Raw genomic sequence first — 26954 nt, forward strand, 5'->3', positions numbered from 1 at the left:
GCTGAACGTCGCTCGTCCTCCGTCGCCCGCTGCCGCTGCCCGCTCTCCCCGTTTGCCCATGTCCCAGTCCAACTCGCCCCGCCCGCTTCCGGGCCCGCTTCTTGGTTGTATCGCCGACGATTTCACCGGCGCCACCGATCTGGCCAACATGCTGGTCAAGAGCGGCATGCGCACGGTGCAGACCATCGGCGTGCCGCCGTCCGCCGCGCCGCTGCAGGCGGACGCCATCGTCGTGGCGCTCAAATCGCGCACCATCACCGCGGCCGATGCCATTGCGCAATCGCTGGGCGCGCTCGCCTGGCTGCGCGAACAGGGCTGCCGCCAGTTCTTCTTCAAGTACTGCTCGACCTTCGACTCGACCGACGCCGGCAACATCGGCCCGGTGGCGGAAGCACTGCTCGATGCCCTCGGCGACCAGCCCGGGTTCTCGATCGCCTGTCCGGCCTTCCCGGAGAACGGCCGGACCGTCTATCGCGGTCATCTGTTCGTCGGCGATGCGCTGCTCAACGAGTCCGGCATGCAGAACCACCCGCTGACGCCGATGCGCGATGCCAACCTGGTGCGCGTGCTGCAACGGCAAACCCGCGGCAAGGTCGGTCTGATCCGCTACGACACGATTGCCGCCGGCCCGGCCGCGGTGCACGACGCGATCGGGCAGCTGCGCGCCGATGGAGTACGGCTGGCGATCGCCGACGCGCTGTCCGATCGCGACCTGCATGTCCTGGGCGAGGCCTGCGCCGACCTGCCGCTGGTGACCGGCGGCTCGGGCATCGCGCTCGGCTTGCCCGCCAACTTCCGCCGCGCGGGTCTGTTGGCCGAACGCACCGATGCCGCGCAATTGCCGCGCATCGAGGGCTACGCCGCCGTGCTGGCAGGCAGCGCATCGCAGGCCACCAATGCGCAGGTGGCGGCTTGGCGCGGGGAGACAACGAACTCCGATTCCAATACGAACTCGGCAGCAGACGCCCGCCCGAGTTTCCGCATCGACCCGCTCGCGGTGGCACGCGGCGAAGCGGTGGTGGAGCAGGCGCTGGCGTTTGCCCGTTCGCATCTGCCCGAGCCGGTACTGATCTATGCCACCGCCACGCCCGACGAAGTACGCAGCGTGCAGCAGGCGCTCGGCGTGACGGAGGCCGGCCAACTGGTGGAGGCGACGCTCGCCGCCATCGCGCGCGGTTTGCGGGAGATGGGCGTGCGCAAGTTCGTCGTCGCCGGCGGCGAGACGTCGGGCGCCGTCGTGCAGGCGCTCGAGGTCAATTCGCTGCAGATCGGCGCACAGATCGATCCCGGCGTGCCGGCCACCGCCACCATCGACGCCGAGCCATTGGGGCTGGCGCTCAAGTCGGGGAATTTCGGCGCGGTGGACTTCTTTGCCAAAGCGCTGCGTCAGCTGGAAGGAGGCTCGCAATGAGAGAGGAAGCCCGACTGCGCGAGGAAATCTGCACGATTGGTGCGAGCCTGTATGCGCGCGGGCATGCGGTAGGCAGCGCCGGCAATATCAGCGCCCGACTCGATGACGGCTGGCTGATCACGCCCACCGATGCCTGCCTGGGCCGCCTGGACCCGGCGCGCATCGCCAAGGTCGATGCGAACGGCCGGCATGTCTCCGGCGACAGGCCATCGAAGACGCTGGCCCTGCATCGTGGCATCTACGCCAACGACCCCGAGGCGCGCGGCGTGGTCCATACCCACTCTACCCATCTGGTGGCGCTGACGCTGGCCGGCGTCTGGAGCGAGGACGACGTGCTGCCGCCGATCACGCCCTATTACGTGATGAAGGTCGGCCATATTCCGCTGCTGCGCTATCGGCGCCCCGGCGACCCCGAGGTGGCGGCGCAGGTCGCCGCGCTGGCCTCGCGCGTGCGTGGCGTACTGCTGGATCGGCTCGGCCCCGTGATGTGGGGCGCGTCGGTGTCGCAGGCGTCCTGGGCGCTCGAAGAACTCGAGGAAACCGCGCGCCTGTGGTTGATGACCGATCCGAAGCCGGCGCCGCTCGACGCCGCGGCCCTCGAAGAACTACGCCAGACCTTCGGCGCACGCTGGTAGCGCGCGCCAGCCCGCGGTGTGCACGGGCTTTCGTCACGCACACCGGAGCCGGCGCGACAGCCGGCCCGACACCATCCAAAGGAGACAATCCATGACAGCCTACGACGCGGCAGCGGCCGCCTACGTCGACGCACCCGGCAAAGCCGAACTCGACCTGACCTACCGCAAGGTGTTCTGGCGCATCGTGCCCTTCCTGATGCTGTGCTACGTGGTGGCCTATCTGGACCGCGTCAACGTCGGCTTCGCCAAGCTGCAGATGTCGCAGGATCTGGCGTTCAGCGAGACGGTGTTCGGCCTGGGCGCCGGCATCTTCTTCCTCGGCTACTTCCTGTTCGAGCTGCCGAGCAACATGCTGATGCACCGGCTCGGCGCCCGCATCTGGATTGCCCGCATCATGATCACCTGGGGCATCCTGTCGGCCATGTTCGCCTTCGTCACGACGCCGACGCAGTTCTACGTGCTGCGCTTCCTGCTGGGGCTGGCGGAGGCGGGTTTCTATCCCGGCGTGATCCTTTACCTCACCTACTGGTTTCCATCGCACCGCCGCGCCAAGATCATCGCGGTATTCATGTCGGCGATTCCGGTATCGGGCATCTTCGGCAATCCGCTGTCCGGCTGGATCATGGAGAGCTTCCACGGCGGCGCCGGCTTCCACGGCTGGCAGTGGATGTTCGTGCTGGAGGCCATCCCCGCGGTGCTGATCGGCATCGCGACGATCCTCTATCTGGACAACAACATCCGCAGCGCCAAATGGCTGACCGAGCGCGAGAAGCAGCTGCTGGCCGACGAGATCGCCGCGCAGCCGCAGGAGCAGCAGAAGAACGCGCATTCGCTGCGCGCGGTATTTCGCGACCCGCGCATGTGGTGGATGTCGCTGATCTACTTCGCCTTCGTGTCCGGGCAGTACGGCCTGACGTTCTGGATGCCGACCTTCGTCAAATCGACGGGCATCAAGGGCACGCTGGAAATCGGGCTGCTCAGCGCGATCCCGTTCGTGGTGGCCATCGTGGCGATGAACCTGTTCGGCCACAGCGCGGACAAGCGCCGGGAGCGGCGCTGGCATCTGATCGTACCGGCGCTGATGGGCACCATCGGCTTCACCGTCGCCGCTTCCGCGGCGGGCAACACGACGCTGTCCATCGTGGCGCTGTCCGTGGCCGCCGCCGGCGTGCTGACCTGCGCCCCGCTGTTCTGGTCGCTGCCGACCGCGTTCCTGGCCGGCAGCGCCGCCGCGGCCGGCATCGCCATCATCAATTCGATCGGCAATCTGGCCGGCTTTGCCAGCCCCTATCTGATCGGCTATCTGCGCGACGCCACCAACAGCACGGCCAGCGGCATGTATGTGCTGGCCGGCATGCTGGTGCTTGGCGCCGTCGCCGTGTGGCTGACGCCGGCCAGGCTGGTCAACCGCTAATATGGACGCGGCGCGCTTGCGCCGCCTTCTCCCAACCCATCACGACTTGCTGCCATGCCACGCTTTGCCGCCAATCTTTCGATGATGTACAACGAGCACGCGTTCCTGGACCGCTTCGCCGCGGCCGCGAACGATGGCTTCCGCGCCGTCGAATACCTGTTCCCGTACGACTTTCCGGCGGGCGAACTGAAGTCCCGGCTCGACGCGAATGGCCTGCAGCAGGCGCTGTTCAATGCGCCGCCCGGCGACTGGGCTGCCGGCGAACGCGGCATCGCTTCGCTGCCGGGACGGGAGGACGAATTCCGGCGCAGCATCGATACGGCCCTCGACTACGCGCGCGTGCTCGGCAACGACAAGCTGCACGTGATGGCGGGCCTCGCGGCGCCGGGCGTGCCGCGCGAGCAGCAACGCGCGGTCTATCTGCGCAACCTCGAGTACGCGGCTCGCGCGGCGCAAGGCGACGGCATCACGGTGCTGATCGAGCCGATCAACACGCGCGACATTCCCGGCTTCTTCCTGAATCGCCAGGACGACGCGCAAGCGATCTGCCGCGAGATCGGCGCGTCCAACCTGAAGGTGCAGTTCGACTGCTACCACTGCCAGATCGTCGAAGGCGATGTGGCCACCAAGCTGCGGCGGGACATGGCCGGCATCGGGCATATCCAGATCGCCGGCGTGCCGGAGCGGCACGAGCCGGATATCGGCGAACTGAATTATCCCTATCTGTTCGAGACGATCGACGCGCTCGGCTACCAGGGCTGGATCGGCTGCGAATATCGCCCCAGGGCAGGTACCACCCACGGGCTTGGCTGGCTGCGCGCGTGGCTGCAGCGGTAGCCCCTTCGGCAATCGAGGGCAATCGAGGCCACCGAGGCAATCCAGGGCAGTGGCGCATTCGTCCGGCGCTACCCCATTCATCGCGATTTCAACAAGGCAACCGATCATGAAAGTGCTGATCACCGGCGGCGCCGGATTCCTCGGCCAGCGTCTGGCCAAACAGCTGCTGTCGCGCGGCGAACTGAACGGCCCCGACGGCAAGCCGGCCCCCATCACGGAACTGGTGCTGGTCGATGTCGTGCGAGGCAACGATTTCGCAGACAAGCGCGTCACCACGCTGGTCGGCGATATCGCCGATGCCGCCCTGCTCGAACGCGCAATCGACCGCGATACCGCCGTGGTGTTCCATCTGGCCGCCATTGTCAGCGGCCAGGCCGAGGCCGATTTCGATCTCGGTATGCGCATCAATCTGGACGCCTCGCGCACGCTGCTGGAAGTGTGCCGGGCGAGGGGCCATCGGCCGCGCGTCGTGTTCACCAGCTCGGTGGCCGTCTACGGCGGCACGCTGCCCGAGGTGGTGCGCGACGATACCGCGCTCAATCCGCAATCGTCCTATGGCACGCAAAAGGCGATCGCAGAATTGATGCTGGCCGATTACAGCCGGCGCGGCTTTGTCGACGGCGTCGTGCTGCGGCTGCCAACCATCAGCGTGCGTCCCGGCCGGCCCAATGCCGCCGCCTCGTCGTTTGCCAGCGGCATCATTCGTGAACCGCTGAACGGCGAGGAGGCAATCTGCCCGGTGCCGGGCGACACGCGCCTGTGGCTGCTGTCGCCGCGCCGCGCCATCGAGGCGCTGATCGCCGGCAGCGAGCTGCCCGGCGAACGCCTGGGCAACCGGCGCATCGTCAATCTGCCGGGCGTTTCCGTGACCGTGGACGAAATGATCGACGCCCTGCGGGAGGTCGCCGGCGACGAAGCCGCCAACCGCATCCGCCGCGAGCCCGACAGCCGCGTGCAGCAGATCGTCGGCAGCTGGCCGGGCCGCTGGGACACGACGCGCGCCGAGCAACTGGGGCTGCGCGGCGACGCCAGCTTCGTCGATGTCGTGCGGGCCTATATCGAGGATGAGTTGCGCTAAGGCGGGTTGCGACAAGGCGAGTTGCGCTACGCCGAAGTTGCGCTAGGGCGAACGCGCCGCGTTCCGCCGCTCCCGAAACGTGATCGACCAGCGCAATTCCCGCGTCGGCTCGACGCTGTGCTGCCACCGCCAACGGGCATCCCCCTCCAGCCGATAGATCGACCTGGGTTGCACTTCAAGCGCAAGCATCTGCCGCCGTAGCGACGGGCTGTAGGGATAAGGGCGAAAGCGCAGCCGCGCGGCGCGGCCCAGCGAGACGCCGAAAACGCGCTCGAAGTCCGGCACGTCGCGGTGCCAGCCCAGCGGCGTGCCCGGCGCATACTCGGCCACCAGGGCATGCACGAGCCGCTCCGGCGGCACGCCGGCCCATTGCGCCACGCGCTCGCGCAGCGGCAGCAGCCGCTCATCCAGGGCCTGTGCCGGCCGCAATTGATTGCTGTCGAAGTCGTAACTGCCGCCGAAGCTCACCACGCGGCGCAGGGCGAGGTAGCCCTTGTATCGTGCGGCTTCCAGCGGCAGCGTGCGGATGATGCCGATGAGGGACGCCTCTTCGTCGAGGGACAGGAATTCGGGCTGGTAGACGAGACCCGGAATCGAGGCCGGCGCGGCGTCGCCCTCGAACAAGCTGAACTGTTCCATCGCGTTCCTTCTGGCTTTCGCGGCGCCTTCCGCGGGGCCCGGTTTGCCGGGCGGCAGGAAAGCCGACTGGCAATCCACCGTGTGGCGGGGGGACCCGAAGGTGCCGCCTGCACCTGCCCAGTCTACGCCGACGACGCCGTCGCGAAGCACCCTGCAGCAAACGCGATTGGCCTGCTCACGTATCAACGAATCGCCAGCGCTTCGGGCGGCAAGGGCTGCCAGCCCCCACCGAGCGCCTTGAATGCGGCGACGGCCGCTCGCGCCGATTCCGTCTGTGCCTGTGCGCGGGCATCCGCCGCCTGCAGAAGGGATTCGTCGGCGTGCAGCACGTCGATCAGGCTCGCGGCCCCCTGCTGGTAGGCCGCGAACGACGATCTTCTGGCACGGGAGAGCGAGGCCTCCCCTTGCGTCAGTACGGCGGCTTGCTCCTGGCGATGGACCAGCGCCGAGAAGGCGTTTTCCACATCCTCGGTGGCCCGCAGCACGGACTGGCGATAGGCGGCCAAGGCCTCGGCATCCCGCCCCTTCGCGAGATCGATCTGCGCATCGATGCGGCCGAAATCGAACAGGCGCCACCGCAGCCCGAGCACACCGGACGCCTGGCTTGCGCCACTGGTCAGCAGATTGCCGCTGGAAATCGCCGTGGCGCTTCCCAGAAGTGCGCTCAGCGAGAACTTCGGGTAGTACTCGGCCATTGCTTCGCCGATTCGGGCATTGGCCGCGGCGAGCCGGCGTTCGGCGGCGATCAGGTCGGGCCGGCGCTGAAGCAGCTCCGCGGGCGTACCCATCTCGGTGATCCGCGGCGTCGCGGGAATCGGTGCCGCGGCTTCGAGTTCGGCGCGATGGGTGCCGGGCGGGACACCCAACATCACGTCCAGCGCGTTCATCGCCGCATCGAGGCCCGTCTGCAGGACGGGAACGGTGGCCTGGACGCGCGCCAGCGCCCCTTCGGTCTGTCGCACTTGATACTCGGCGGCCAGTCCCTTCGCGTACAGCAACCCGACTTTCGCCAGCAGGTCCTGCTGCGTGCCGACTTGCCGCCGGGCGATGTCCAGACGCGACTGCAAGCCCCGGATGGCGATGTAGATGTCCGCCGTCTGCGCGGCCACCGCCAGCCGGGCCGCCACGGCACTGGCCTGCGTCGCTTGATAGTCGGCCAGCGCGGCTTCGCGGCCGCGTCGCAGCCCACCGAACACGTGCACCTCCCAGCTCGCTCCCACGCCCACTTCGTAGGCACTTCCCCACCTGTCGTATCCGGGCGTGGCATTGAGGACCTGTCCCAGCGGCGTTTCTATCGACTGATGCGCACGGGCGGCCGAGCCGCTCACCACGCCTGACGGCAGCAAGGCCGCGTTGGCAGCCTTGAGTCCGGCGCGCGCCCGCGTGACGCGCGCCTGCGCCTGCGCGAGGTCCAGGTTCTGTTCCAGCGCCCACGACACGAAGCGCGGCAACAGTGGATCTCCAAACGACTGCCACCAGGTCGCGAGCTCGGCGGCAGGCATGCCCCGCTCCTGTTTGACGGCCGCCTGCCCGATGTAATGGCTGGCAATGGGCGGGTCGGGCCGGCGGTAGTCGGGACCCACCGCGCAGCCAGCCATCACGCCGGCGCACAGCAGCAGAACGAGGGGACGGCGGGAAGGCATGGGCGGAACCTTGGGTGGGTGGATGAGAGTGACTATAATACAAATCGGTCACTCGTTGTCAACCCTTACCGCACGGGGTAATCTGATGGAATGACCAAGACACGTTCTCCCGCGCCCCAGCTTCGAGGGCCGTCGGACCATGATGTCCGACACCAGATCGTCGAAGCGGCGACCGAATACTTCGGCCTTTACGGCTATGAGAAGACGACCGTCTCCGACCTGGCGAAGGCCATCGGCTTTTCCAAGGCCTACATCTACAAGTTCTTCGACTCCAAGCAGGCGATCGGCGAGGTCATCTGCTCCAACCGCCTGAGCGCGATCATGGCGGCCGTCGACGAAGCCGTTGCCGACGTCTCCTCCGCGTCGGAGCGGCTGCGCCGCATGTTCGGCGCGCTGGTCGAGGCCGGCAGCCACCTCTTTTTCAACGACCGCAAGCTCTACGACATCGCCGCGACCTCGGCCAGCGAGTCCTGGCCGTCGGTTCGCGCCTACGAGGACCACCTCAGGAACCTGGTGCTGCAGATCCTGCGCGATGGCCGCGAGTCCGGCGAGTTCGAGCGCAAGACTCCGCTGGACGAGGCGGCCAACGCGATCTTCCTGGTGATGCGGCCGTACATCAATCCGCTGCTGCTGCAGCACAACCTCGACAATGCCGCCGAAGCCACACGACACCTGTCCAGCCTGATATTGCGCAGCCTGGCACCGTAAGTTTTCTCCCTGTGACCATTGACTAAATTGGTCACACGAATAAAAATGGGGATTCGACTCCGTCAGGAAGGATTCCCATGCTCCGGCGCCTTGCCTCCTTTGCCATCTGCCTGTTGCCGCTCGCGCTCGCGGCATGCGGCGACACCTCTGCCTCCGATCCGCGCACGGAGGCCCCGCTGGTCAGGGTGGGAACGGTGCAATCCGCATCCGCCCCGTCGCGGTCGTTCACGGGGATCGTGGCCGCCCGGGTGCAGAGCGACCTTGGCTTTCGCGTCTCCGGCAAGGTGCTGGAGCGCCTCGTCGATACCGGGCAGACCGTCAGGCGCGGCCAGCCGCTGATGCGCATGGACCCGCTGGACCTGGGATTGCAGGCGCGGGCGCAGCGCGAGGCGGTCGCCGCGGCGCGGGCGCGCGCCAGGCAAACGGCGGACGACGAAGCGCGCTACCGCGATCTGGTCGCCGAAGGCGCTGTGTCGGCGTCCGCATACGATCAGATCAAGGCCGCGGCCGATTCGGCCCGCGCGCAACTCAATGCCGCCGAGGCGCAGGCGGACGTCGCGCAGAATGCGTCGAGCTACGCCGTGCTGCTTGCCGATGCGGATGGCGTCGTGGTGGAGACGCTGGTCGAGCCAGGTCAGGTCGTCAGCGCCGGCCAGCCGGTGGTGCGCCTGGCGCGGGCAGGACAACGCGAAGCCGTCGTGCATCTGCCCGAGACGCTGCGGCCGGCCGTGGGGTCAGTCGCGCAGGCCAGGCTGTACGGAAACGGAGAGGCCGCCGTGCCGGCGAAGTTGCGGCAGATATCCAGTGCGGCCGATCGGCTCAGCCGTACCTTCGAGGCCCGCTACGTGCTCGAAGGCGCGCTGGCCCAGGCGCCGCTCGGTGCCACCGTCACCGTCGAGATTCCGGACGGCACGAATGCCACCCCGTCGTTGCTGGTACCGGTCGGCGCATTGTTCGATCCCGGCAAGGGGCCGGGCGTCTGGGTCATCGAAGGAAGCCCGGCGAAGGCGGTCTGGCGCTCCGTCAAGGTGCTCGCCTTGACCGACGACATGGCCCAGGTGTCGGGCAATCTCAAGCTCGGGGACCGGATCGTATCGCTGGGGGCCCATCTGCTGCGTGAGGGCGAGACCGTCAGGCCTGTCGGCGATGGCGAAGCGACGACCGCCGGAGAACGTCGATGACCGAGGGGCGTTTCAATCTTTCGGCGCTGGCAGTGCGCGAGCGCTCCATCACGCTGTTCCTGATCGTCCTGATCTCCGCCGCGGGCATTCTCGCGTTCTTCCAGCTCGGCCGCGCGGAAGACCCGCCGTTCACGGTCAAGCAGATGACCATCGTCACCGCATGGCCGGGCGCGACAGCGCAGGAAATGCAGGACCAGGTCGTCGAGCCGCTGGAGAAGCGCATGCAGGAGCTGCGGTGGTATGACCGCACCGAGACCTACACGCGCCCCGGACTGGCCTTCACCATGGTGTCGCTGCTCGACAGGACGCCGCCTTCGGAGGTCCAGGAGGAGTTCTATCAGGCCCGCAAGAAACTCGGCGACGAGGCGAAGAGGTTGCCCGCCGGTGTCATCGGACCCATGATCAACGACGAGTATGCGGACGTCACCTTTGCACTGCTGGCGCTCAAGGCCAAAGGCGAGCCGCAGCGGCTGCTGGCGCGCGAGGCGGAAGCGCTGCGTCAGCAACTGCTGCACGTGCCGGGGGTGAAGAAGGTCAACATCATCGGCGAGCAGCCCGAACGCATCTTCGTCTCCTTCTCCCACGACCGCCTCGCCACGCTGGGCGTCACGCCGCAGGGCATCTTCGCGGCGCTCAGCGCGCAGAACGTGCTGACCCCTGCCGGTTCCATCGAAACCCGGGGGCCGCAGGTCTTCATCCGCGTCGATGGCGCGTTCGACAAGCTGGAGACAATCCGCCAGACCCCGATCACCGCGCAGGGCCGAACGCTGAAGCTGTCGGATGTGGCGACCGTCGAGCGCGGCTACGAAGACCCCGCCACCTTCCTGGTCCGCAACAACGGCGAACCGGCATTGCTGCTGGGCATCGTCATGCGCGATGGCTGGAACGGGCTCGACCTGGGCAAGGCGCTCGAGGCGGAAACCACCAAAATCAACGCGGCGCTGCCGCTGGGAATGACCCTGACCAAGGTCACGGATCAGTCGGTCAATATCAGCTCGGCGGTCAACGAGTTCATGGCCAAGTTTTTCGCCGCCCTGCTCGTCGTGATGGTGGTCTGCTTCCTCAGCATGGGCTGGCGCGTCGGTCTCGTCGTCGCGGCCGCGGTGCCGCTGACGTTGGCGGCCGTGTTCGTCATCATGGTCGCCACCGGCAAGAACTTCGACCGTATCACGCTCGGCTCGCTGATCCTGGCGCTTGGGCTGCTGGTCGACGACGCCATCATTGCCATCGAAATGATGGTGGTGAAGATGGAGGAAGGCTATAGCCGTCTCGCCGCCTCGGCCTACGCCTGGAGCCACACGGCGGCGCCGATGCTGTCCGGCACGCTGGTCACCGCCATCGGCTTCATGCCCAACGGCTTCGCGCGTTCCACGGCGGGCGAATACACCAGCAACATGTTCTGGATCGTCGGCATTGCGCTGATCGCATCGTGGGTCGTGGCGGTGGCATTCACGCCCTACCTGGGCGTCAGGATGCTGCCGGACATCCGGAAGATCGAAGGGGGGCACGATGCCATCTACAACACTCGCCACTACCAACGCCTGCGCGCGGTGCTGCGGCACGTCATCGCCCGCAAATGGCTGGTGGCCGGCACCGTCGTCGCGGCATTCGTGGTGGCGATCCTCGGCATGGGGCTGGTCAAGAAGCAGTTCTTTCCGACCTCCGACCGGCCCGAGGTGCTTGTCGAAGTGCAGATGCCCTATGGCACCGCGATCGAGCAAACCGCCGCCGCGACGGCGAAGGTCGAAGCCTGGCTGGCGAAGCAGAGCGAGGCGAAGGTCGTGACGTCCTACATCGGCCAGGGCGCTCCCCGCTTCTACCTGGCCATGGCGCCGGAACTGCCCGATCCGTCATTCGCCAAGATCGTGGTGCTGACCGGCAACCAGCAGGAACGGGAAGCCCTCAAAGCCAGGCTGCGCCGGGCGGTCGCCGATGGGCTGGCCGCCGAGGCACGCGCGCGCGTGACCCAGCTCGTATTCGGTCCCTATTCGCCGTTTCCGGTGGCGTTCCGTGTCATGGGCCCGGACCCGGACAAGCTGCGCGCCATCGCCGCGCGCGTCGAGTCGGTCATGCATGCCAATCCGATGATGCGTACGGTCAATACGGATTGGGGTCCGCGTGTTCCCACCTTGCGCTTCACGCTGGACCAGGATCGTCTGCAGGCCATCGGGCTGACGTCGAGCTCGGTGGCCCTGCAGCTGCAGTTCCTGCTGAGCGGGGTGCCGCTTACCGAGGTCCGCGAGGACATTCGATCGGTACAGGTGGTGGGCCGCGCGGCCGGCGATATCCGCCTCGATCCGTCGAAGATCGCCGGCTTCACGCTGGAAGGAGCGGCCGGCCAGCGCATTCCGCTGTCGCAGGCAGGAACCGTTTCCGTCCGCATGGAGGACCCCATCCTGCGGCGCCGCGATCGCACGCCGACCATCACCGTGCGAGGCGACATCGCCGAAGACTTGCAACCTCCGGACGTATCGAGCGCCGTCATGAACGAGCTGCAGCCGATCGTCGATGCGCTTCCCGCCGGCTATCGGATCGAACAGGCGGGCTCGATCGAGGAATCCGGCAAGGCGACGGTGGCGATGCTGCCGCTGTTCCCGATCATGATCGCGCTGACGCTGCTCGTCATCATCCTGCAGGTGCGCTCGATTGCAGCGATGGTGATGGTGTTCGCGACCAGTCCGCTCGGCCTGATCGGCGTCGTGCCGACCCTGCTGATTTTCCGGGAGCCGTTCGGCATCAATGCGCTGGTCGGCCTGATCGCGCTGTCCGGCATCCTGATGCGCAATACGCTGATCCTGATCGGCCAGATCCACCATAACGAGCAACAGGGACTCAGTCCGTACCACGCCGTCGTCGAGGCCACCGTGCAGCGTGCGCGGCCGGTGATATTGACGGCCCTGGCGGCGATCCTGGCGTTCATTCCGCTGACGCATTCGGTGTTCTGGGGAACGCTCGCCTACACGCTGATCGGCGGCACGTTCGCGGGGACGGTGCTGACCCTGGTGTTCCTGCCGGCCATGTACTCCATCTGGTTCAGGATCCGTCCCGCCACGGATCGCCCTCCCCTCGATCGCGACGCCGGCGACGCGAATCGGCCGACGCGGGAGCACTGGCAGGAGCGGGAGCCGGTCACGGGCGGCTAGCCGCGTCCGGCCGAAAGCCGGGTGTGGCAGACCTCAGGCCATCTCGCTCTCGAGCCGGCGCATCCGCGCCTGTATCGTCGCGGACAGCGCCATCAATGGCCCGGCCAGGTCGGCCTCGACGGTCTCCATATCCTGTTGCGTCGATACGCTGACGTTCAGGACATGGACGCCGTAGCCACTGATCTGCAGCGGCGTCGCCATGGCAACCACCTGCGGCTGCCATGACGCCACGCAGTAGCCCTTCTCGCGCACCGAAACGACGGCCGCCTCGATTTCGCGGCACAGGCGGCTCCAGCCGCGGCCCCGGTGTTTTTCTGCCATCGCCAGCAACATCGCCTGGAACGCGTCGGGGGCGAGCGTCGCGAGGTAGGCCCGTCCCAGCGAGGTCAATGCCATCGGGATGCGCTGCCCGCTGACGACCGTTCGCAACGACTGCCGCCGGTTGTAGCGGAACGACTCGAGATAGACCATCTCGTCGCCGTCGGCGGCGGCCAGGCCGACATTGATCTTGTGCCGCACGGCGGCCTCCACCATCACCGGCGTCGCGACCTTGAGGATCTGCGAGCCGTCGCGCATGGCGTGGGCCATGCTGAGCACCGACACGCCGAGCCGATAGGCGCGCAAGCGCGGGACGTATTCGAGCATGCCGGTCTCGATCAGCGATTGCGTCAGGCGGCTGACGGTCGATCGGGACAGGCCGGTTCGCTCGGCGATCTCGCCGTTGCCCAGCATCGAGGAGCCGGCGCGGAACGCGCGCAGCACGGCGATTCCGCGTTCGAGCGAGCGATTGGGTGTTGCCTTGCCTTGGCCTGGCTTGATCCGTTCCATGCCGACAGTGTATTCGGCAGGAGCGTGCTCCATGGCGGATCGGCTCGTTCGCATGCAGGAGGGGACCGCGCCATCGATGGCTGCAAAGGGGCGGCCCCCCTTGCCTCATTCCCCCTTGCCCCCGCCGGCCAATATCGCCACCCCATCGACCGCCACGACGCCCTGACCCTGGGGCAAGACGAACACCGGGTTGATCTCGGCCTCCACCAGCCTGTCGCCGAGCGTGACTACCATCCGCGAGAAGGCGACGATGGCGTCCGCCAGCGCGTCCACGTCGGCGACCGGACGACCGCGGTAGCCTTGCAGCAGCGGCGCGGTCTTCAGCCGCTGGATCATCTCGAACGCGGCCTGCCGCGTCAGCCCCTGGCCCGGTGGCAACAGGCGCAGCGTGGTATCGCTGAACAGCTCCGCGGCAACGCCGCCCATGCCCAGCAGGATGGCGGTACCCAGCTCGTCGCGGTGCATGCCGAGGATAACCTCGACGCCGCCCCTGACCATTTCCTGCACCAGGTAACGCTCGGGCGCGATGCCCGTCGCGGACTGGACCGCCGCCGCCATCGTTGCCAGCCGTCCCGCCACCTCGTCAGCCGGAACATTGACCGCCACGCCGCCGATATCGCTCTTGTGCGCGATCTCGGCCGACAGCACCTTCAGCACGACATTGCCGCCGAAGTCCCGCGCGGCGGCGCTCGCCTCCTCGCCGTTGCCGACGATGACCTCCTTCGCCACCGGGATGCCAAAGCGCGCGAAAAACGCCTTGGCCGCGGCCTCGTCCAGCGAACCCGTAGCGACCGTACCGAGGTCAGGCAACGGCAGCGCCGGCGTGCCCTCGTCGGCGTCCGTCGCGGTCCTGCCGGCCCGCCACATGGCGTCGAGCGCCACGGTGCATGCCTCCGGCGCGGTGAAGGCCGGCACGCCGCGGCGGTTGAGCAGCGATCCCACTTCTGGCGCATGCGGGCTGACGAAGGCGATCACCGGCTTGTCGCTGTCCGGAAGACAGTCGCGGATGGCATTGGCCATCAGGTCCGGCATCGCCAGACCGGACGAGCCGACGATCACGGATACCGCGTCATAGCTCGGACTATCGAGCAGGATGCGGATCGCGGCGCGCAGCAGGTCCGGCTGCAAGCCCGCCAGCGTCACGTCGATCGGATTGCGGTCGAGCGCCGCATGGTCGCCCTTCTGCAGCGCGCGCAGCTTTGCCGCGGTGTCTTCGTCCGGTGCGGGCGTCTCGAAGCCGGCCAGCCCCAGGCTGTCCGAGACCAGGGTGCCGGCACCACCGGTCGAAGTCAGGATGGCGATGCGCTTGCCGCGCAGCTTGCGCCCGGCCGCCAGCGCCGCCGGCATGTCGAGCAGGTCCGAGAAGTTCTGCGCGCGGATCACGCCAACCTGCTCGAACAGCGCGTCGTACATGCGGTCCGCGCCGGCCAGCGCGCCGGTGTGCGACACGGCGGCCCGTGCCCCGCTCTCCGAGCGGCCGATCTTGAACGCGACGACCGGCTTGCCGGCGCGCCTCGCCTTCAGCGCGGCACGGCGGAAGGTTTCCGGATTGCGCACGCTCTCCACGTACAGCGCGATCACGCGGGTGGCCTCGTCGTCGGCCAGGTAGTCGATGAAGTCGGCGAGGTCCAGGTCCACCTCGTTGCTGGTGGAGATCAGCTTGCTCAGCCCGATGCCGCGTGCCGCGGCGCGCGACAGCAAGGCACCGAGGATGCCGCCGCTTTGCGACACCACCCCGATGCTGCCCGCCGGAAACCGGTCCATCTCGAGCGCGCCGCTGGCTGACAGCGGAATATTGTCGGTCAGATTGACCAGCCCGATGGTGTTCGGCCCGAGCAGGCGCATGCTGCCGGCCGCCTCGATCAGCTCGGCCTGGCGTCGTGCGCCTTCCGCGCCGGTCTCGGTATAGCCGCTCGCCAGCACGATCGCAGCGCCGGCACCGCGGGCCGCCAACTCGCGCACCGCCACGTGAGCACGCTCGGCGCCGAGCAGCACGATGCCGACGTCCGGCACCTCCGGCAGCGAGGCGATATCGGGATAGCAGCGCAGCCCGTCGATCGAATCGACCTTGGGGTTGACCGGGTAGATCGCCCCGCTGAAGCCGTGCTTGCGCAGGTAGGACACGGGACGGCCGGCGGTCTTGGCGGGGTCCGCCGAAGCGCCGATCACGGCGACGCTGCGCGGCTTGACCAGTCGTTGAATGGCGTTCATGGTGTCAGGCCTGGCTGGTCTTGTTGAGGAAGGCCAGCACGGACTCGCGATGCGCGGTGCTGGTGTAGCAGATGCCTTGCGCCTGGCTGCCTTGCGCGAACACCTGGTCTGCCGGCAGCTCGAACGATTGGTTCATGATGCTCTTGCCCAGCGCGATGGCGGTGGCCGAGCCCTGGCTCAGTTCCGCGGCCCAGCGCAGTGCATCGTCGAGCAGCGCTTCGGGCGTGCTGAGGCGGTCGGCGATGCCGAGCGCCTTGGCTTCCTGCGCCGGCACCTTGCGGCCGGTGAACACGAGTTCCTTTGCCATCGACAGGCCGACGCGGCGCGGCAGGAAATACATGCCGCCGCCATCGGGGATCAGGCCGCGGTGGATGTACGACCAGGAGAACGATGCCGCTTCCGACGCGAGCACGAAGTCGCAGCACAGCGCGGTGTCGGCGCCGAGGCCGGCCGCGGCGCCGTTGACCGCCGCAATGGTGGGCTTGGGCATCGTATGCAGCAGCTTGACGGTATGGTGCACGCGCTGCTGGCGGCTCCACCCGTTGAACGCCACCTCGCCCTGCGGCGCTTCCATGCGGCGCTGCATGCCGGCCACGTCGCCGCCGGCGCAGAAGCCCTTGCCATTGCCGGTCAGCACCAGCGCGCGGATCGCCTTGTCCGACGCCACACGTTCGAGCGCATCGATCAGTTCGGTGCGCATGTCGTCGCTGATGGCGTTGCGCTTGTCGGGACGGTTGAAGGCGAGCAGCGCGATGCCCGCTTCGATCTTCAGTTCGATCAGGGAGTAGTGGTCCATGTCTTGATCCGGTGCGGTGTATGGAATGGGTTCTGTGGTCGGCGCCGCGCTCAGTCGACGGTGATGTTGGCTTCCTTGATGACCTTGCTCCACCGCTCGCTCTCGCCCTTCACGTAGCGGCCGAACTCTTCCGGCGTGCCGCCACCGACGGCCAGGCCTTCCTGCTCGGCGCGCTTGCGGAACGCTTCGGTCTGCACGGCCTTCTTCGCCGCCGCGTTCAGTCGCGCGATCACGGCCGGCGGCGTACCGCCCGGCGCAAACAGGCCATACCAGCTGTCGGCCACGTAATTGGGCACGCCGCCCTCGGCGATGGTCGGCACCTTGCTCAGCGCCGGCGCCTGGGAACGCTGCGCGGTCGTGACCGCCACCGCGCGCAACTTGCCGCTCTCCAGGTGCGGCGCGACGGCAGCCGCGGTGGCGAACATCGCGTCGACCTGCCCGCCCAGCAGGTCGGTAATGGCAGGGCCGGCGCCGCGATACGGCACATGGGTGATGTCGACCTTGGCCAGCTTCTTGAAGAGTTCGCCGGCCAGATGGGCCGAGGTGCCCGGGCCTTGCGACGCGTAGTTGAGCTTGCCCGGCCGCGCCTTGGCCGCTGCGATCAGGTCCTGCACGGTCTTGATGGGGCTGTCCGGCTTGACGACCAGGACATTGGGCGAGCGCCCCACCAGCATGACCGGCGAGAACGCCTTGTCGGTATCGAACGGCAGCTTCTTGTGCAGGCTCGGATTGACGGCGTGGGCCATGGTGGCCATCACCAGCGTGTAGCCGTCGGGAGCGCTCTTGGCGACCAGGTCGGTCCCGATGATCGTGCCGCCGCCCGGCTTGTTGTCGACCAGCACGGGTTGGCCGAGATCCTCGCCCATGGTGACGCCCATCGCGCGCGCGATCAGGTCCGTTCCGCCGCCCGGGGCAAACGGCACGACCAGGCGGATCGGCTTGTCGGGGAAGGCGGCCAGCGCGGGCAGCGGCGCGGCAACGGCCATCAGCAACGGCATGGCGGCCCTGGCGAGCCGGCGGGCGAATGGAGTGAAAATCGGGCCGAAAATCGGGGTGCGGATCGATGGCATCAAGCGTCTCCTGAAAATCCTTGAAGCGCCGCCGCCTGTTCACCTGCCGGCGAGGCGCGCCTTGTTTGTGGGAGACAGCTTAGGCCTTGTCCGCTCGGCATACAGCCCCCTATTTCCATTGCATGGAAATGCCGGAAAATGCCGCCGATGCTGGATCACACGGACGAAAAAAAGCCCGGCAGCGCGAAGCACGCTGCCGGGCACGATGCCCTGTGCGGCCGGTCCGGGGATGCCGCCCGCCGGCGGCCCTCAGAACTGATATTTGACGCCCGCGACGAACTGCCGGCCCAGGCCCGGGATCACCGCGAGATTGCCCCACGATGCGGGGTAGTACTCCTTGTCGAACACGTTGTGGACGTCGAAGAAGACGCGCGTCTTGCGGTCGATCTGCCAGTACGACACCAGCTTGACCGTGGCATAGGCGGGCAGCGAATACGTGTCGGTGGCATTCCCCGAGCGCGAGCCCACGTAGACGATGCCGGTGCCGACGCCATAGCGGCCGCCGAATCGCGGCATCGCATCTTCGCGGATCGCCAGCAGACTGGCGCTGACCTTCGGGATATTGGTCACGCGGGTACCGGGCGCGATGGCATTGTCTTCGGTGACCTTGGCGTTCGTCAGCGTGAAGCTGGCGCTGACACGCCAATGCTGGTCGAGCTGGCCGAAGGCGTCCGCCTCGAAGCCGCGGCTGGTGACCTCGCCGGCCGCGACGCTGAAGTTCGGATTGGTCGGGCTGCGGGTCAGCACATTGCTCTTGCGGATGTCGAAGACCGCCAGCGTCGCGCCCAGCTTCGCATCGGCCGATTGCCATTTGACGCCCGCCTCCAGCGCGCGGCCGCTCTGCGGATCGAAGGGGTTGCCGGCCTCGTCCACGCCGCTGTTGGGCCGGAACGACTTGCCCCACGAGGCGTAGAGCGAGGTCTGTGCATTGGGCAGCCACGTCACGCCCAGGCGCGGCGACACGGCATGTTGGTCCTGGCTGGTGGACCGGCCGGTGATCAGGTTGTCCAGGCTCTGGTGATAGCTGTCGAAGCGCACGCCGGCCAGCACCTTCCATTGCTCGCTCAGCGAAATCTCGTCCTGGACGAAGGCGCCCACGTTGCGCTGGTCTTCGCGCGTCGACGTCGTCATCACCAGCGGCGGCTTGGGCTGGCCGTAGACCGGCTGGTAGATGTCGATCGCATAGGGGTTGGTGGCCAGCGTCGAGTAGGCGATGTCCATGCCCATGTGCAGGCGCGACGCGTCGACGCCGAACAGCATGCGATGTCCCAGACCGCCCGTGTCGAAGTTGCCTTCGACTTCGGCCTGCATCGAAGTGTCGCGCGACGGCAGCGTGCGCCAGCTGTGGCGGCGGGTCAGCGTGCGGCCGTCGGGCAGCACACTGCCGAGATCGGCGGCATAGCCTTCGAAGCTCGACTCCTTGTAGCTCGCCCCGATGCGGGTACGCCAGCCCGGCGCCAGCTCGCGGTCCAGCGTCAGCTGATGCGTATCGCTCGACAGATGCAGGTTCGGATCGTTGGGCTCGCCCAGATAGCGGTTGCGCGGCAGGTCGATCCTGCCGTTGACGTTGACCAGGCCGCGGTCCAGCGGCGTGCGCACGCGCATGAACTCGCCTTCGTACTGCAGCAGCGTCTTGTCGTCGAGCGCCCATGCCAGCGCCGGCGCGACGAGGTACTTGTTGTTGTCGATCAGCGAACTGCGGCTCGCGCCGTCCTCGCCCATGACGTTCAGGCGGTAGGCCAGCTTGTCGGTGATCGGACCGGTGCTGTCGACCGCGGCACGCCGAAAGCCGAGCGTGCCGACGCTGAGCTCGGCGCTCGTCGCCGGGGTGAACCTCGGCTTCTTGGTCACGATATTGATCGTGCCGCCCGGCTCGCTGCTGCCGTAGACGGCGGCGGCCGGGCCCTTGAGGAATTCGAAGCGCTCGACCGTGGCGGTGTCGCGCATCGGGTTATAGCCGCGAGAGCCGGGGAAGCCATTGACCAGGTATCCCATGTCCGTGCTGCTGAAGCCGCGGATTGCATAGTTGTCCCAGGTGCCGCCGAAATCGTTCAGGCGCGAAACGCCGCTGACGTAGTCGACCGTGTCGGCGAGGCGCGTGGCGCCGAGGTCGTCGATCAGTTCGGTGGTGACCACGCGAACGGATTGCGGTATTTCGCGCAACGGCGTGTCGGTGCGCGTCGCGCCGCGGCTTTCGGTCGGCACGTAGCCGCCGCCGGCATTCGCGCTGACGCGGACTTCGGGTAGATCGGCGGGGGCATCGTTGTTGGGCGTGTCGGCGTGGGCCATACCGAGCCCGAACCCGGACAGGACAGCCAGCGTGACCGGCCAGGCGAAGCGGCGGGTCGACAGGGTGATGGACATCGAAGGAGCGAAAAGTCGGCGGAAAACCGGCAATGATAACCGGAATCGCGAACGATTCGCATTTCGATTAGCCCTCGCCCAGGGTCGGGATGATGCCGGATCGCGGAACGGGTTCAGCGTAAGCGTCCTTGACATTTAAACCATCGTCCATCAAACCTTCCATCAGGGACCATAACGGAACGGCCTGACTCGGTCGGGCACCTTCCGGCAAATCGACAAACGGTCTCTACAGTGGCGGGGAGGACCAATGCGTGCGCTGCTGATTGTGGAAAATCCCACGCGACAAACGGCGCTCGCCGATTGGCTGCGGCGTCACCGCGATGTCGAACTGGTTTCCTGCATCGGTTTTTCCGAACTCGAAACGCTGTGCAGCCAGTTGGCCGAGCATGGGGCGCAACTTCTGATCATGGCGAAAGCCTCTTCGTACGAGCTTGCCATGGCGCAATTGGAAAAGGCGTGGCATTGCGCGAGCGAATTGCCGATCGTGCTGTTGCCGTGCCTGGAGCAAATCGATGGGAACGCCGCCGACCACAGGCAGGCTGCGTTCGAGCATGCCGTGCGCGTGATATCCGCGGGCATTCGTCCCATGCCACAGCCATCGGCGTTGGGCGACGCGTTCGCCGGCGCAGAGGAGGAAGCGCGCAAGCTCGACCTGACACTGCGTCAATACCAGATACTGGTGCTGCTTTCGATGGGGCACCAGCAAAAGGTCATCAGCCGCATGCTGGACATCTCGCTTGCGACAGTCAAAAGTCATTCGGGGCAGCTGTACCAGCGCCTGGGCGCGCGCAACAAGGCGGAAGCCATCTATGCCGCGCGCCAGCGCGGCGCGCAACTGGCGTGGCCCGATGTGCAAGCACCGGACAAGCCGGCCTGACACGTTGCATGGCCGCGCGTCGATGCGTCAATCAAGACGGCGGCACATGCAGTATGTCCTTGCGCTGAAACGCCGGTGGAAGTCCCTGGCGATCCGGATCTCTTCCGGCAATTGCTCCGGGGAACTGAGCGAAAAGCCGTATCGCGCAAAGAAGCTTGGATGCCTGTTGGTAAACAAGGCAGCGGATTTGCAGCCATTGGCGCGGGCGCGCATCAGCACGGCGCCGACGAGATGTGTCGCGATCCGTTGGTCGCGATATTCGGGAAGAACGGCGACTGCGCGGATGACGACCGTTTCGCCATGAATCTCGCCGCATACGCAGCCGATCGGCTGTTTGCCAAGCATGGCGAGGTGATACAGATGGGTCGATGCTTCGGCTACCTTGTACTTCAGACTGCAGATATCGAGCACCTCCAGGACTGCTGCCAAATCGACCGCCTTGGCGGCTCGAATTCTCACGCCCCTGATCATTCCTTGCACTCCGCTACGGGGACGCGTCTCGATGCTGCATGCATGATGCCGAGACGATGCAGCCTTGCATCCCGTCGGGCAAGGATGGCGCAATTGGCGGCGCCTAACCACTATCCATAGGAATACTTGATTTTCTCGCCGAGCCGCTTAGAGTCGGAATGTGCGAGATGAAAATCGCAGGGCCATCAAGACCATCAAGACCATCAACGCCATCAACGCCATCAACAGAGGAAGGACGCCGCGCGATATCCGGTTGTATCGACGCGGCAATTCCAATTCCATGTGGACCGCCGCCGCTATTTCTTGCCGTTCCCCGCAAACGCCGCCGTAATGCCCAGCCCGATCAGCAGCGAGCCACCGACGTAGCGCTCGAACGTCAGATAGCCGCGGCTATGCCGCAGCCAGCGGCCCGCCGCGCTCGCGGCAAACGCATAGCACGCATCGCTGACCAGACCGAGCAGCGTGAACAGCAATCCCAGAAACACGATCTGCATCGCCACGTGGCCGCGGCCGACATCGACGAATTGCGGCAGGAAGGCCAGGAAAAACAGCGCGGTCTTCGGATTGAGCAGATTGACGATGAAGCCGTCGCGGAACAGCCGCGCATAGCGGCGCTGCTGCGGTACGGCATCGACGGCGACGGGCGCCGGCCGGCCGAAGATCTTCTTCAGCCCGAGCCAGATCAGATAGGCGGCACCGGCATACTTCAGGATGCTGAACGCCACGGCCGACGAGGCCAGCAATGCGGACAGGCCCAGCGCGGCGGCCAGCACGTGCACCAGCGTGGCCGTATGGATGCCCAGATCCGATACCAGCCCGGCCTTGCGGCCCTGCTCCACCGATTGCGCAATGATGTACAGCACCGCGGGGCCCGGAATCACCAACAACACGAGCGCCGCGCTGACGAACAGAATCAGATTGCCTGTACTGGGGATAACGAATTCCATGGCTCGGTCTCCTGGTGGCGAGCATCGCTGGGAAGAAGAACCGTTACTCTACAGCAGGACCGACATCGGGGCCGGTCATGCGCTGCAGCATGCTTTACCTTGCGCCCAGGCGTTCCAATGGCGCGGTACGCGGCGAATTGCCTATCGGCAAAGGCATTCTTTCCATCATCGATATTTAATCTTGTTTGCCGGTCGAGGATAATCCTCAAAGAATCGCCGCTGTCCTCCCGTCCCGGGATTTCCACCGACCCTGCGTCACCGTTCAGAAGTGGGAACCCAATTTTCTGCCGAGGTATGTCTTGTCAAACGTCGCCCCAGCCGCATTGAGCGATTCCGTCGCCGAACTTTCCGAACGCGAGCAGCGCGGCAACATCATGCGGCTGACCGTCGCCCAGGCGCTGGCCGGGGCCAATTCGATCGTGGTCTATGCGACCGGCGCGATCGTCGGCGACATGCTCGCCCCGGACAAGACGCTGGCCACGCTGCCCATTTCGATCTTCGTCGTCGGCATGGCGGCGTGCATCCTGCCGACGGGCGCCATCGCGCGCCGTTACGGCAGGCGCGCCTCCTTCCTGGCCGGCACCGGCTGCGGCGTGCTGGTCGGCCTGCTGGCCGCCGCCGCGGTCGTCTGGAGTTCGTTCTGGCTGTTCTGCCTGGCGACCTTCTTCGGCGGCGCCTATGCGGCCGTGGTGCTGTCGTTCCGCTTCGCCGCGGCCGACGGCGTCTCGCCGGCGCTGCGCCCGCGCGCGCTCTCGTTCGTGATGGGAGGCGGCGTCGTCGCCGGGGTCGTCGGCCCGCAACTGGTCACGCACACCATGCATCTGTGGCCGCCGCACATGTTCGCGGCGACCTTCGTCATGCAGGCCGTCGTCGCGCTGGTGTCGGCGCTGGTGCTGTGGGGCGTGCGGCTGCCGATGCCGACGGCGGCGGAAGTCGCCAGGGGGCGGCCGTTGTCGACGATCGCGCGCCAGCCGCTGTTCGTTACCGCGGTCATGTGCGGGGCCGTGACCTACATGCTGATGAATTTCCTGATGACGGCGGCGCCGCTGGCGATGCATCTGTGCGGCCATTCGCAGGAGAACGCCAACCTCGGCCTGCAGTGGCACGTCATCGCGATGTACGCGCCCAGCTTCTTCACGGGACGGCTGATTACCCGCTTCGGCGCGCAGCGCGTCGTCTCGGCCGGCCTGCTGCTGACCGGGATCTCCGCGGCGATCGGCCTGACCGGCATCGACGTGGCCCACTTCTGGCTGACCTTGATCCTGCTGGGGCTCGGCTGGAACTTCGGCTTCGTCGGCGCCTCGGCGCTGGTGCTGGAGTGCCACCGGCCCGAGGAAAAGACCAAGGTCCAGTCGCTGAACGACTTCATCGTCTTCGGCACGATGGCGATCGGCTCGTTTGCCTCCGGCGGTCTATTGGCCGCGTACGACTGGGATACCGTGTTGTGGGTATCGTTCGTGCCGCTGGCCCTCGCGGTCGCGGCGCTGATCGTGATGGCCGCCCAGGTCAGGCGCACCGCCTAGCGTGGCGGCCTGGGCGATCAGTCATGCCTTGACGCTGTCGTGGAGCGTTCGCGCGATGGCCTGGCTGACCTCGCTCACCCATTCGCTGACGTCGGCCCGACATTCGTGCCAGGCTTCGTCGGCGACATGACCGCGATACGCGTCGCGCGCCGTCGCCAATAACGCGCGCCGCTCCGGCGGCAGACGCGGCAGCAGCCAATCGGCCGCCGCGTCCTTCGGCACGATGTCGCCCGTGGCAACCGTGACCCACATGCGGGCCAGCGTCAGCATGACGTTGCGTTCGTCGCCGCGGACGTTGGCCACCAGCCCCGGCAAGCTGTCCGCCATCGCGCGCCGGATATCGGCGTAAGGAATCGCGGGGAGAAATTCGGCAAGCCCCGGCCCCATCAATGCGCGGTGGCTCTGCAAGGCCGTGGCCAGCACCAGCGTCAGATCGGGATCGGCGGTCGGCGCCGGCACCACGCCCGCTGCGAAATCGTCGCGCAGCCATTCGCCGTAGACGAAGTCGCTCCGCGCCGGGTGGCGCCACGGGGCGATGTCGCCGAGCACGACGACCGTGACCTCGGCATTGCGGGCCGGCCCTCGCCCCGCGCGCGCGCCGGAGACTTCCATCAACGCGGCCACCAGATCCTCGCGGCTCTGCCGGGACATCGTTCGATGCGTCAGCACCAGCAGGTCGACATCGCTGTCCGGCCGCAGCCCGCCGGCAATGGCGGAGCCGAACAGGTACGCGCCGGCGATGTCGTCACCCAGCACGCCGACCACGACATCGAGAATGGGCTGGACTTCGGCCGGGACGGGCTCGTTCGCAGGCGGTGGCATGGTGCAGTGTTGTCGTTGGGGCGTCGGGTCGTTGTTCGCCTCGTTCAATGGCACAGCAATCCTAGCGCGCTGTCGGCGGTAACGAGGCCGCCGACGCTATCGCGACGAGCCTTCAACCGCTGCAGACCGCGCGGTGAACAGGCCGGCTAATCACCGCATAACGTGCGGCGAATCGGCCCGCCAATCACCGCATCCCTTGCGGTGACAGTCCGACCACCACCGCGGCCACCCTGGATGCCAGCGTCACGCCATCACTTCCGCATACTGCGCCGTCAACCCCGCGCATCGCTCCTTCAACAACGCCTGCAATTGCCGCACGGCCGGCGAGAACTGCTTGCGGTGCGGACAGACCAGATGCAGCGGGGTGCTTTCGCCCGGCTCGTGCGGCAGCAGCACGGTCAGGCGGCCGGCCTGCACGTCGCCGCAGACGTCCAGCCACGACTTGTAGGCGATGCCCTCGCCCTGCACCGCCCAGCGGCGGACCACGTCGGCGTCGTCGGTGTACAGGCTTCCCTTGACGGGGATCAGCCGCGGGCCGCCCACCGCCTCGAATGGCCATTTGTCGTAGACGCGGCCGCTCAGGTGGTACAGCAGGCATCGATGCGAGGCGAGTTCGTCCAGCGATTGCGGACGCCCGTGCCGGGCCAGATAGGCCGGAGAGGCGATCAGCACGCGCCGGTTCTCCGGCGCCAGCGGCAGGGCGACATAGCTGGCCTCCTCGATGCGCCCATAGCGGATGGCGACATCGATCGGATCGCGGAACACGTCGGTGACGTGGTCGGACAGATAGAGCCGCAGCGTCAGGTCGGGATGGGCGCGGCGGAATTCGGTGATCCAGGGCAGCAGCACATTGCGGCCGAGATCCGACGGCGCCGTGACGCGCAGCAGCCCGCTGAGCGCCGCGCCGTCGCCGCGCAGCCTGTCGCGGCCCTCGTTCAGCGTGGCCAGGACTTCCTGCGCGTAGGGCAGGTAGCGCTCGCCCTCGGCGGTCAGGCGCAGGCTGCGGGTCGAACGGGCGAACAGCCGGATATCGAGATCGCGCTCGAGCCGCTTGACCGCGGCGCTGACCTGCCCCGGCAGCAGATCGGCCTCGCGCGCCGCGCTGGAAAAGCTGCCGAGGGCGGCGCTGCGCACGAACAGGGTCAGGTCTTCGAGGCGGATCATTTTCACTCGCGGAGAGAAAGTGCTGGCGGATTTTACCGCTTACCGGATAGACGGGATCGGAGCAAGATGACGCCACCATCCAGGCAATACCGCCCTATCCAATTACGGAGCCTCCCATATGAAAGCCATCGCCTACCTCCAGCACGGCCTGCCGATCGACGATCCTGCCGCGCTGATCGACGTCGATCTGCCGATGCCCGAGCCCGGTCCACGAGACCTGCTGGTGCAGGTGCGGGCCATCGCCGTCAATCCTGTCGATACCAAGGTCCGCGCCTCGTCCGCCGTCGCCGCGCTGCGCGTGCTGGGCTGGGACGCTGTCGGCAAGGTCGTCCGCGCGGGCAGCGCGGTCACGCTGTTCGCGCCAGGCGACGAGGTCTACTTTGCCGGCTCGATCACGCGCTCGGGCAGCAATGCCGAGTACTGCCTCGTCGACGAACGCATCGCCGCGCGCAAGCCCGCTTCGCTGTCGGACGCCGAGGCCGCGGCGCTGCCGCTGACGACGATTACCGCTTGGGAACTGCTGTTCGACCGGCTGCGCGTTCCCGAGCACGGCGGCGCGGGCCAGCATCTGCTGATCGTCGGCGCGGGCGGCGGGGTCGGCTCGATCCTGACGCAGCTGGCCCGCCAGCTGACCGGCCTGACGGTGATCGGCACGGCCTCGCGCCCGGAGACGCGCGACTGGGTGAAGTCCCTGGGCGCCCATCATGTGATCGACCACACGAAGCCGCTGCGCGAGGAACTGGAGCGCATCGGCGTGCCGCAGGTCGAGCACGTTGCCAGCCTGACCCATACCGGTCAGCACTACCCGCAGCTGATCGACGTGCTCGCGCCGCAGGGCCAGCTTGCCGTGATCGACGATCCGGCCACGCTCGACGTCATGCCGATGAAGCGCAAGTCGCTGTCGCTGCATTGGGAATTCATGTTCGCGCGGCCGATGTACGAGACGCCCGACATGATCCGCCAGCACGAACTGCTGACCCGCGTCGCGCAACTGATCGACGCCGGCACGATCCGCACCACGCTGGGCGAACACTTCGGCACGATCAACGCGGCCAATCTGCGCCGCGCCCATGCGCTGATCGAAAGCGGCCGCGCGCGGGGCAAGGTGGTGCTGGAAGGGTTTTGAGCGCGTAGGCCGCGCTTTTGTGCCGCCCGATTCACTCGACGTCGGACATCGTCCGCTACCGGCCCG

General features: G+C 67.2%; 22 protein-coding genes. 11 read left to right on the forward strand and 11 right to left on the reverse strand.

Going from position 1 to position 26954, the window contains the following annotated elements; all coding sequences use genetic code 11:
• Positions 1-58: 58 nt before the first annotated feature.
• From otnK to denD, 5 genes are all read left to right on the forward strand, one after another.
• Positions 59-1411 (forward strand): 3-oxo-tetronate kinase, encoded by a 1353-nt coding sequence (gene otnK, locus F1599_RS12800; RefSeq protein WP_150083338.1) that lies wholly within the window; start codon positions 59-61, stop codon positions 1409-1411.
• A complete protein-coding gene (gene otnC / locus F1599_RS12805) occupies positions 1408-2046 on the forward strand; it encodes a 3-oxo-tetronate 4-phosphate decarboxylase (RefSeq protein WP_150083339.1) in 639 nt (212 codons plus the stop codon). The genes otnK and otnC overlap by 4 nt, the downstream gene beginning before the upstream one ends.
• 91 nt (positions 2047-2137) lie before the next feature.
• Positions 2138-3460, forward strand: coding sequence for an MFS transporter (locus F1599_RS12810; protein WP_149316756.1), 1323 nt, complete (start codon positions 2138-2140; stop codon positions 3458-3460).
• A gap of 54 nt (positions 3461-3514) precedes the next feature.
• The gene (otnI, locus tag F1599_RS12815) at positions 3515-4297 is read left to right on the forward strand and encodes a 2-oxo-tetronate isomerase (protein WP_150083340.1); all 783 of its coding nucleotides are present in this window, start codon (positions 3515-3517) and stop codon (positions 4295-4297) included.
• 106 nt (positions 4298-4403) lie between these two features.
• Complete coding sequence (gene denD / locus F1599_RS12820; protein ID WP_150083341.1) at positions 4404-5375, forward strand: D-erythronate dehydrogenase; 972 nt, start codon at positions 4404-4406, stop codon at positions 5373-5375.
• A gap of 42 nt (positions 5376-5417) precedes the next feature.
• On the opposite strand, the gene F1599_RS12825 is transcribed toward denD, so the two are convergent.
• Together F1599_RS12825 and F1599_RS12830 are read right to left on the reverse strand one after the other, a co-directional pair.
• Positions 5418-6014 (reverse strand): alpha-ketoglutarate-dependent dioxygenase AlkB, encoded by a 597-nt coding sequence (locus F1599_RS12825; protein WP_190286349.1) that lies wholly within the window; start codon positions 6012-6014, stop codon positions 5418-5420.
• Positions 6015-6196: 182 nt separating this feature from the next.
• Entirely contained in the window at positions 6197-7657 is a 1461-nt protein-coding gene (locus F1599_RS12830) for an efflux transporter outer membrane subunit (RefSeq protein ID WP_150083342.1), read from the reverse strand.
• Between the two features lie 90 nt (positions 7658-7747).
• Between F1599_RS12830 and F1599_RS12835 the strand changes: the two genes are divergently transcribed.
• The 3 genes from F1599_RS12835 to F1599_RS12845 all read left to right on the forward strand — a co-directional run bounded on the left by F1599_RS12835 (position 7748) and on the right by F1599_RS12845 (position 12689).
• Positions 7748-8365, forward strand: coding sequence for a TetR/AcrR family transcriptional regulator (locus tag F1599_RS12835; RefSeq protein WP_149316752.1), 618 nt, complete (start codon positions 7748-7750; stop codon positions 8363-8365).
• A gap of 77 nt (positions 8366-8442) precedes the next feature.
• A complete protein-coding gene (locus F1599_RS12840) occupies positions 8443-9546 on the forward strand; it encodes an efflux RND transporter periplasmic adaptor subunit (RefSeq protein ID WP_150083343.1) in 1104 nt (367 codons plus the stop codon).
• Entirely contained in the window at positions 9543-12689 is a 3147-nt protein-coding gene (locus F1599_RS12845; protein WP_150083344.1) for an efflux RND transporter permease subunit, read from the forward strand. The genes F1599_RS12840 and F1599_RS12845 overlap by 4 nt, the downstream gene beginning before the upstream one ends.
• Positions 12690-12722: 33 nt before the next feature.
• Here F1599_RS12845 and F1599_RS12850 read toward each other — a convergent pair whose 3' ends face one another.
• The 5 genes from F1599_RS12850 to F1599_RS12870 form a co-directional block, all read right to left on the reverse strand.
• Entirely contained in the window at positions 12723-13550 is an 828-nt protein-coding gene (locus F1599_RS12850; RefSeq protein ID WP_150083345.1) for an IclR family transcriptional regulator, read from the reverse strand.
• A 72-nt stretch (positions 13551-13622) separates the two neighbouring features.
• A complete protein-coding gene (locus F1599_RS12855) occupies positions 13623-15728 on the reverse strand; it encodes an acetate--CoA ligase family protein (protein WP_150083346.1) in 2106 nt (701 codons plus the stop codon).
• Positions 15729-15732: 4 nt separating this feature from the next.
• Positions 15733-16524 carry an enoyl-CoA hydratase/isomerase family protein gene (locus F1599_RS12860; RefSeq protein WP_149316747.1) on the reverse strand — a complete coding sequence of 264 codons (792 nt, stop codon included), beginning with the start codon at positions 16522-16524 and terminating at the stop codon, positions 15733-15735.
• Between the two features lie 50 nt (positions 16525-16574).
• Positions 16575-17594 (reverse strand): tripartite tricarboxylate transporter substrate binding protein, encoded by a 1020-nt coding sequence (locus F1599_RS12865; protein WP_395895655.1) that lies wholly within the window; start codon positions 17592-17594, stop codon positions 16575-16577.
• 249 nt (positions 17595-17843) lie between these two features.
• A complete protein-coding gene (locus F1599_RS12870; protein WP_150083347.1) occupies positions 17844-19958 on the reverse strand; it encodes a TonB-dependent siderophore receptor in 2115 nt (704 codons plus the stop codon).
• 247 nt (positions 19959-20205) lie between these two features.
• Here F1599_RS12870 and F1599_RS26525 point away from each other — a divergent pair, with 247 nt between their 5' ends.
• Positions 20206-20835: a response regulator transcription factor gene (locus tag F1599_RS26525; RefSeq protein ID WP_150083348.1), complete on the forward strand. Its 630-nt coding sequence runs from the start codon at positions 20206-20208 to the stop codon at positions 20833-20835.
• Positions 20836-20862: 27 nt separating this feature from the next.
• Here F1599_RS26525 and F1599_RS12880 read toward each other — a convergent pair whose 3' ends face one another.
• Positions 20863-21306, reverse strand: a complete 444-nt coding sequence (locus F1599_RS12880) for a GNAT family N-acetyltransferase (RefSeq protein WP_149316743.1) — start codon at positions 21304-21306, stop codon at positions 20863-20865.
• 296 nt (positions 21307-21602) lie between these two features.
• A complete protein-coding gene (locus tag F1599_RS12885) occupies positions 21603-22253 on the reverse strand; it encodes a LysE family translocator (protein ID WP_150083349.1) in 651 nt (216 codons plus the stop codon).
• Between the two features lie 374 nt (positions 22254-22627).
• On the opposite strand from F1599_RS12885, the gene F1599_RS12890 reads away from it, so the two are divergent.
• Positions 22628-23776, forward strand: a complete 1149-nt coding sequence (locus F1599_RS12890; RefSeq protein ID WP_223819622.1) for an MFS transporter — start codon at positions 22628-22630, stop codon at positions 23774-23776.
• Positions 23777-23797: 21 nt separating this feature from the next.
• On the opposite strand, the gene ant(3'')-Ib is transcribed toward F1599_RS12890, so the two are convergent.
• Complete coding sequence (gene ant(3'')-Ib / locus F1599_RS12895) at positions 23798-24598, reverse strand: aminoglycoside nucleotidyltransferase ANT(3'')-Ib (RefSeq protein WP_150083406.1); 801 nt, start codon at positions 24596-24598, stop codon at positions 23798-23800.
• 243 nt (positions 24599-24841) lie between these two features.
• Entirely contained in the window at positions 24842-25762 is a 921-nt protein-coding gene (locus tag F1599_RS12900) for a LysR family transcriptional regulator (RefSeq protein WP_150083351.1), read from the reverse strand.
• A gap of 118 nt (positions 25763-25880) precedes the next feature.
• On the opposite strand from F1599_RS12900, the gene F1599_RS12905 reads away from it, so the two are divergent.
• A complete protein-coding gene (locus F1599_RS12905) occupies positions 25881-26888 on the forward strand; it encodes a zinc-binding alcohol dehydrogenase family protein (protein WP_150083352.1) in 1008 nt (335 codons plus the stop codon).
• Positions 26889-26954 lie beyond the last annotated feature (66 nt).

The sequence above is a fragment of the Cupriavidus cauae genome, assembly GCF_008632125.1.
Classification (GTDB): domain Bacteria; phylum Pseudomonadota; class Gammaproteobacteria; order Burkholderiales; family Burkholderiaceae; genus Cupriavidus; species Cupriavidus cauae.

Coding starts and splice junctions, on each gene's coding strand:
- otnI (WP_150083340.1), top strand. CDS start 3,515: ATGCCACGCTTTGCCGCCAATCTTTCGATGATGTACAACGAGCACGCG.
- F1599_RS12880 (WP_149316743.1), bottom strand. CDS start 21,306: ATGATCAGGGGCGTGAGAATTCGAGCCGCCAAGGCGGTCGATTTGGCA.
- F1599_RS12830 (WP_150083342.1), bottom strand. CDS start 7,657: ATGCCTTCCCGCCGTCCCCTCGTTCTGCTGCTGTGCGCCGGCGTGATG.
- F1599_RS12840 (WP_150083343.1), top strand. CDS start 8,443: ATGCTCCGGCGCCTTGCCTCCTTTGCCATCTGCCTGTTGCCGCTCGCG.
- F1599_RS26525 (WP_150083348.1), top strand. CDS start 20,206: ATGCGTGCGCTGCTGATTGTGGAAAATCCCACGCGACAAACGGCGCTC.
- F1599_RS12855 (WP_150083346.1), bottom strand. CDS start 15,728: ATGAACGCCATTCAACGACTGGTCAAGCCGCGCAGCGTCGCCGTGATC.
- F1599_RS12905 (WP_150083352.1), top strand. CDS start 25,881: ATGAAAGCCATCGCCTACCTCCAGCACGGCCTGCCGATCGACGATCCT.
- F1599_RS12845 (WP_150083344.1), top strand. CDS start 9,543: ATGACCGAGGGGCGTTTCAATCTTTCGGCGCTGGCAGTGCGCGAGCGC.
- denD (WP_150083341.1), top strand. CDS start 4,404: ATGAAAGTGCTGATCACCGGCGGCGCCGGATTCCTCGGCCAGCGTCTG.
- F1599_RS12885 (WP_150083349.1), bottom strand. CDS start 22,253: ATGGAATTCGTTATCCCCAGTACAGGCAATCTGATTCTGTTCGTCAGC.
- F1599_RS12860 (WP_149316747.1), bottom strand. CDS start 16,524: ATGGACCACTACTCCCTGATCGAACTGAAGATCGAAGCGGGCATCGCG.
- F1599_RS12890 (WP_223819622.1), top strand. CDS start 22,628: ATGCGGCTGACCGTCGCCCAGGCGCTGGCCGGGGCCAATTCGATCGTG.
- F1599_RS12810 (WP_149316756.1), top strand. CDS start 2,138: ATGACAGCCTACGACGCGGCAGCGGCCGCCTACGTCGACGCACCCGGC.
- otnC (WP_150083339.1), top strand. CDS start 1,408: ATGAGAGAGGAAGCCCGACTGCGCGAGGAAATCTGCACGATTGGTGCG.
- F1599_RS12850 (WP_150083345.1), bottom strand. CDS start 13,550: ATGGAGCACGCTCCTGCCGAATACACTGTCGGCATGGAACGGATCAAG.
- F1599_RS12870 (WP_150083347.1), bottom strand. CDS start 19,958: ATGTCCATCACCCTGTCGACCCGCCGCTTCGCCTGGCCGGTCACGCTG.
- otnK (WP_150083338.1), top strand. CDS start 59: ATGTCCCAGTCCAACTCGCCCCGCCCGCTTCCGGGCCCGCTTCTTGGT.
- F1599_RS12835 (WP_149316752.1), top strand. CDS start 7,748: ATGACCAAGACACGTTCTCCCGCGCCCCAGCTTCGAGGGCCGTCGGAC.
- F1599_RS12825 (WP_190286349.1), bottom strand. CDS start 6,014: ATGGAACAGTTCAGCTTGTTCGAGGGCGACGCCGCGCCGGCCTCGATT.
- F1599_RS12900 (WP_150083351.1), bottom strand. CDS start 25,762: ATGATCCGCCTCGAAGACCTGACCCTGTTCGTGCGCAGCGCCGCCCTC.
- F1599_RS12865 (WP_395895655.1), bottom strand. CDS start 17,594: ATGCCATCGATCCGCACCCCGATTTTCGGCCCGATTTTCACTCCATTC.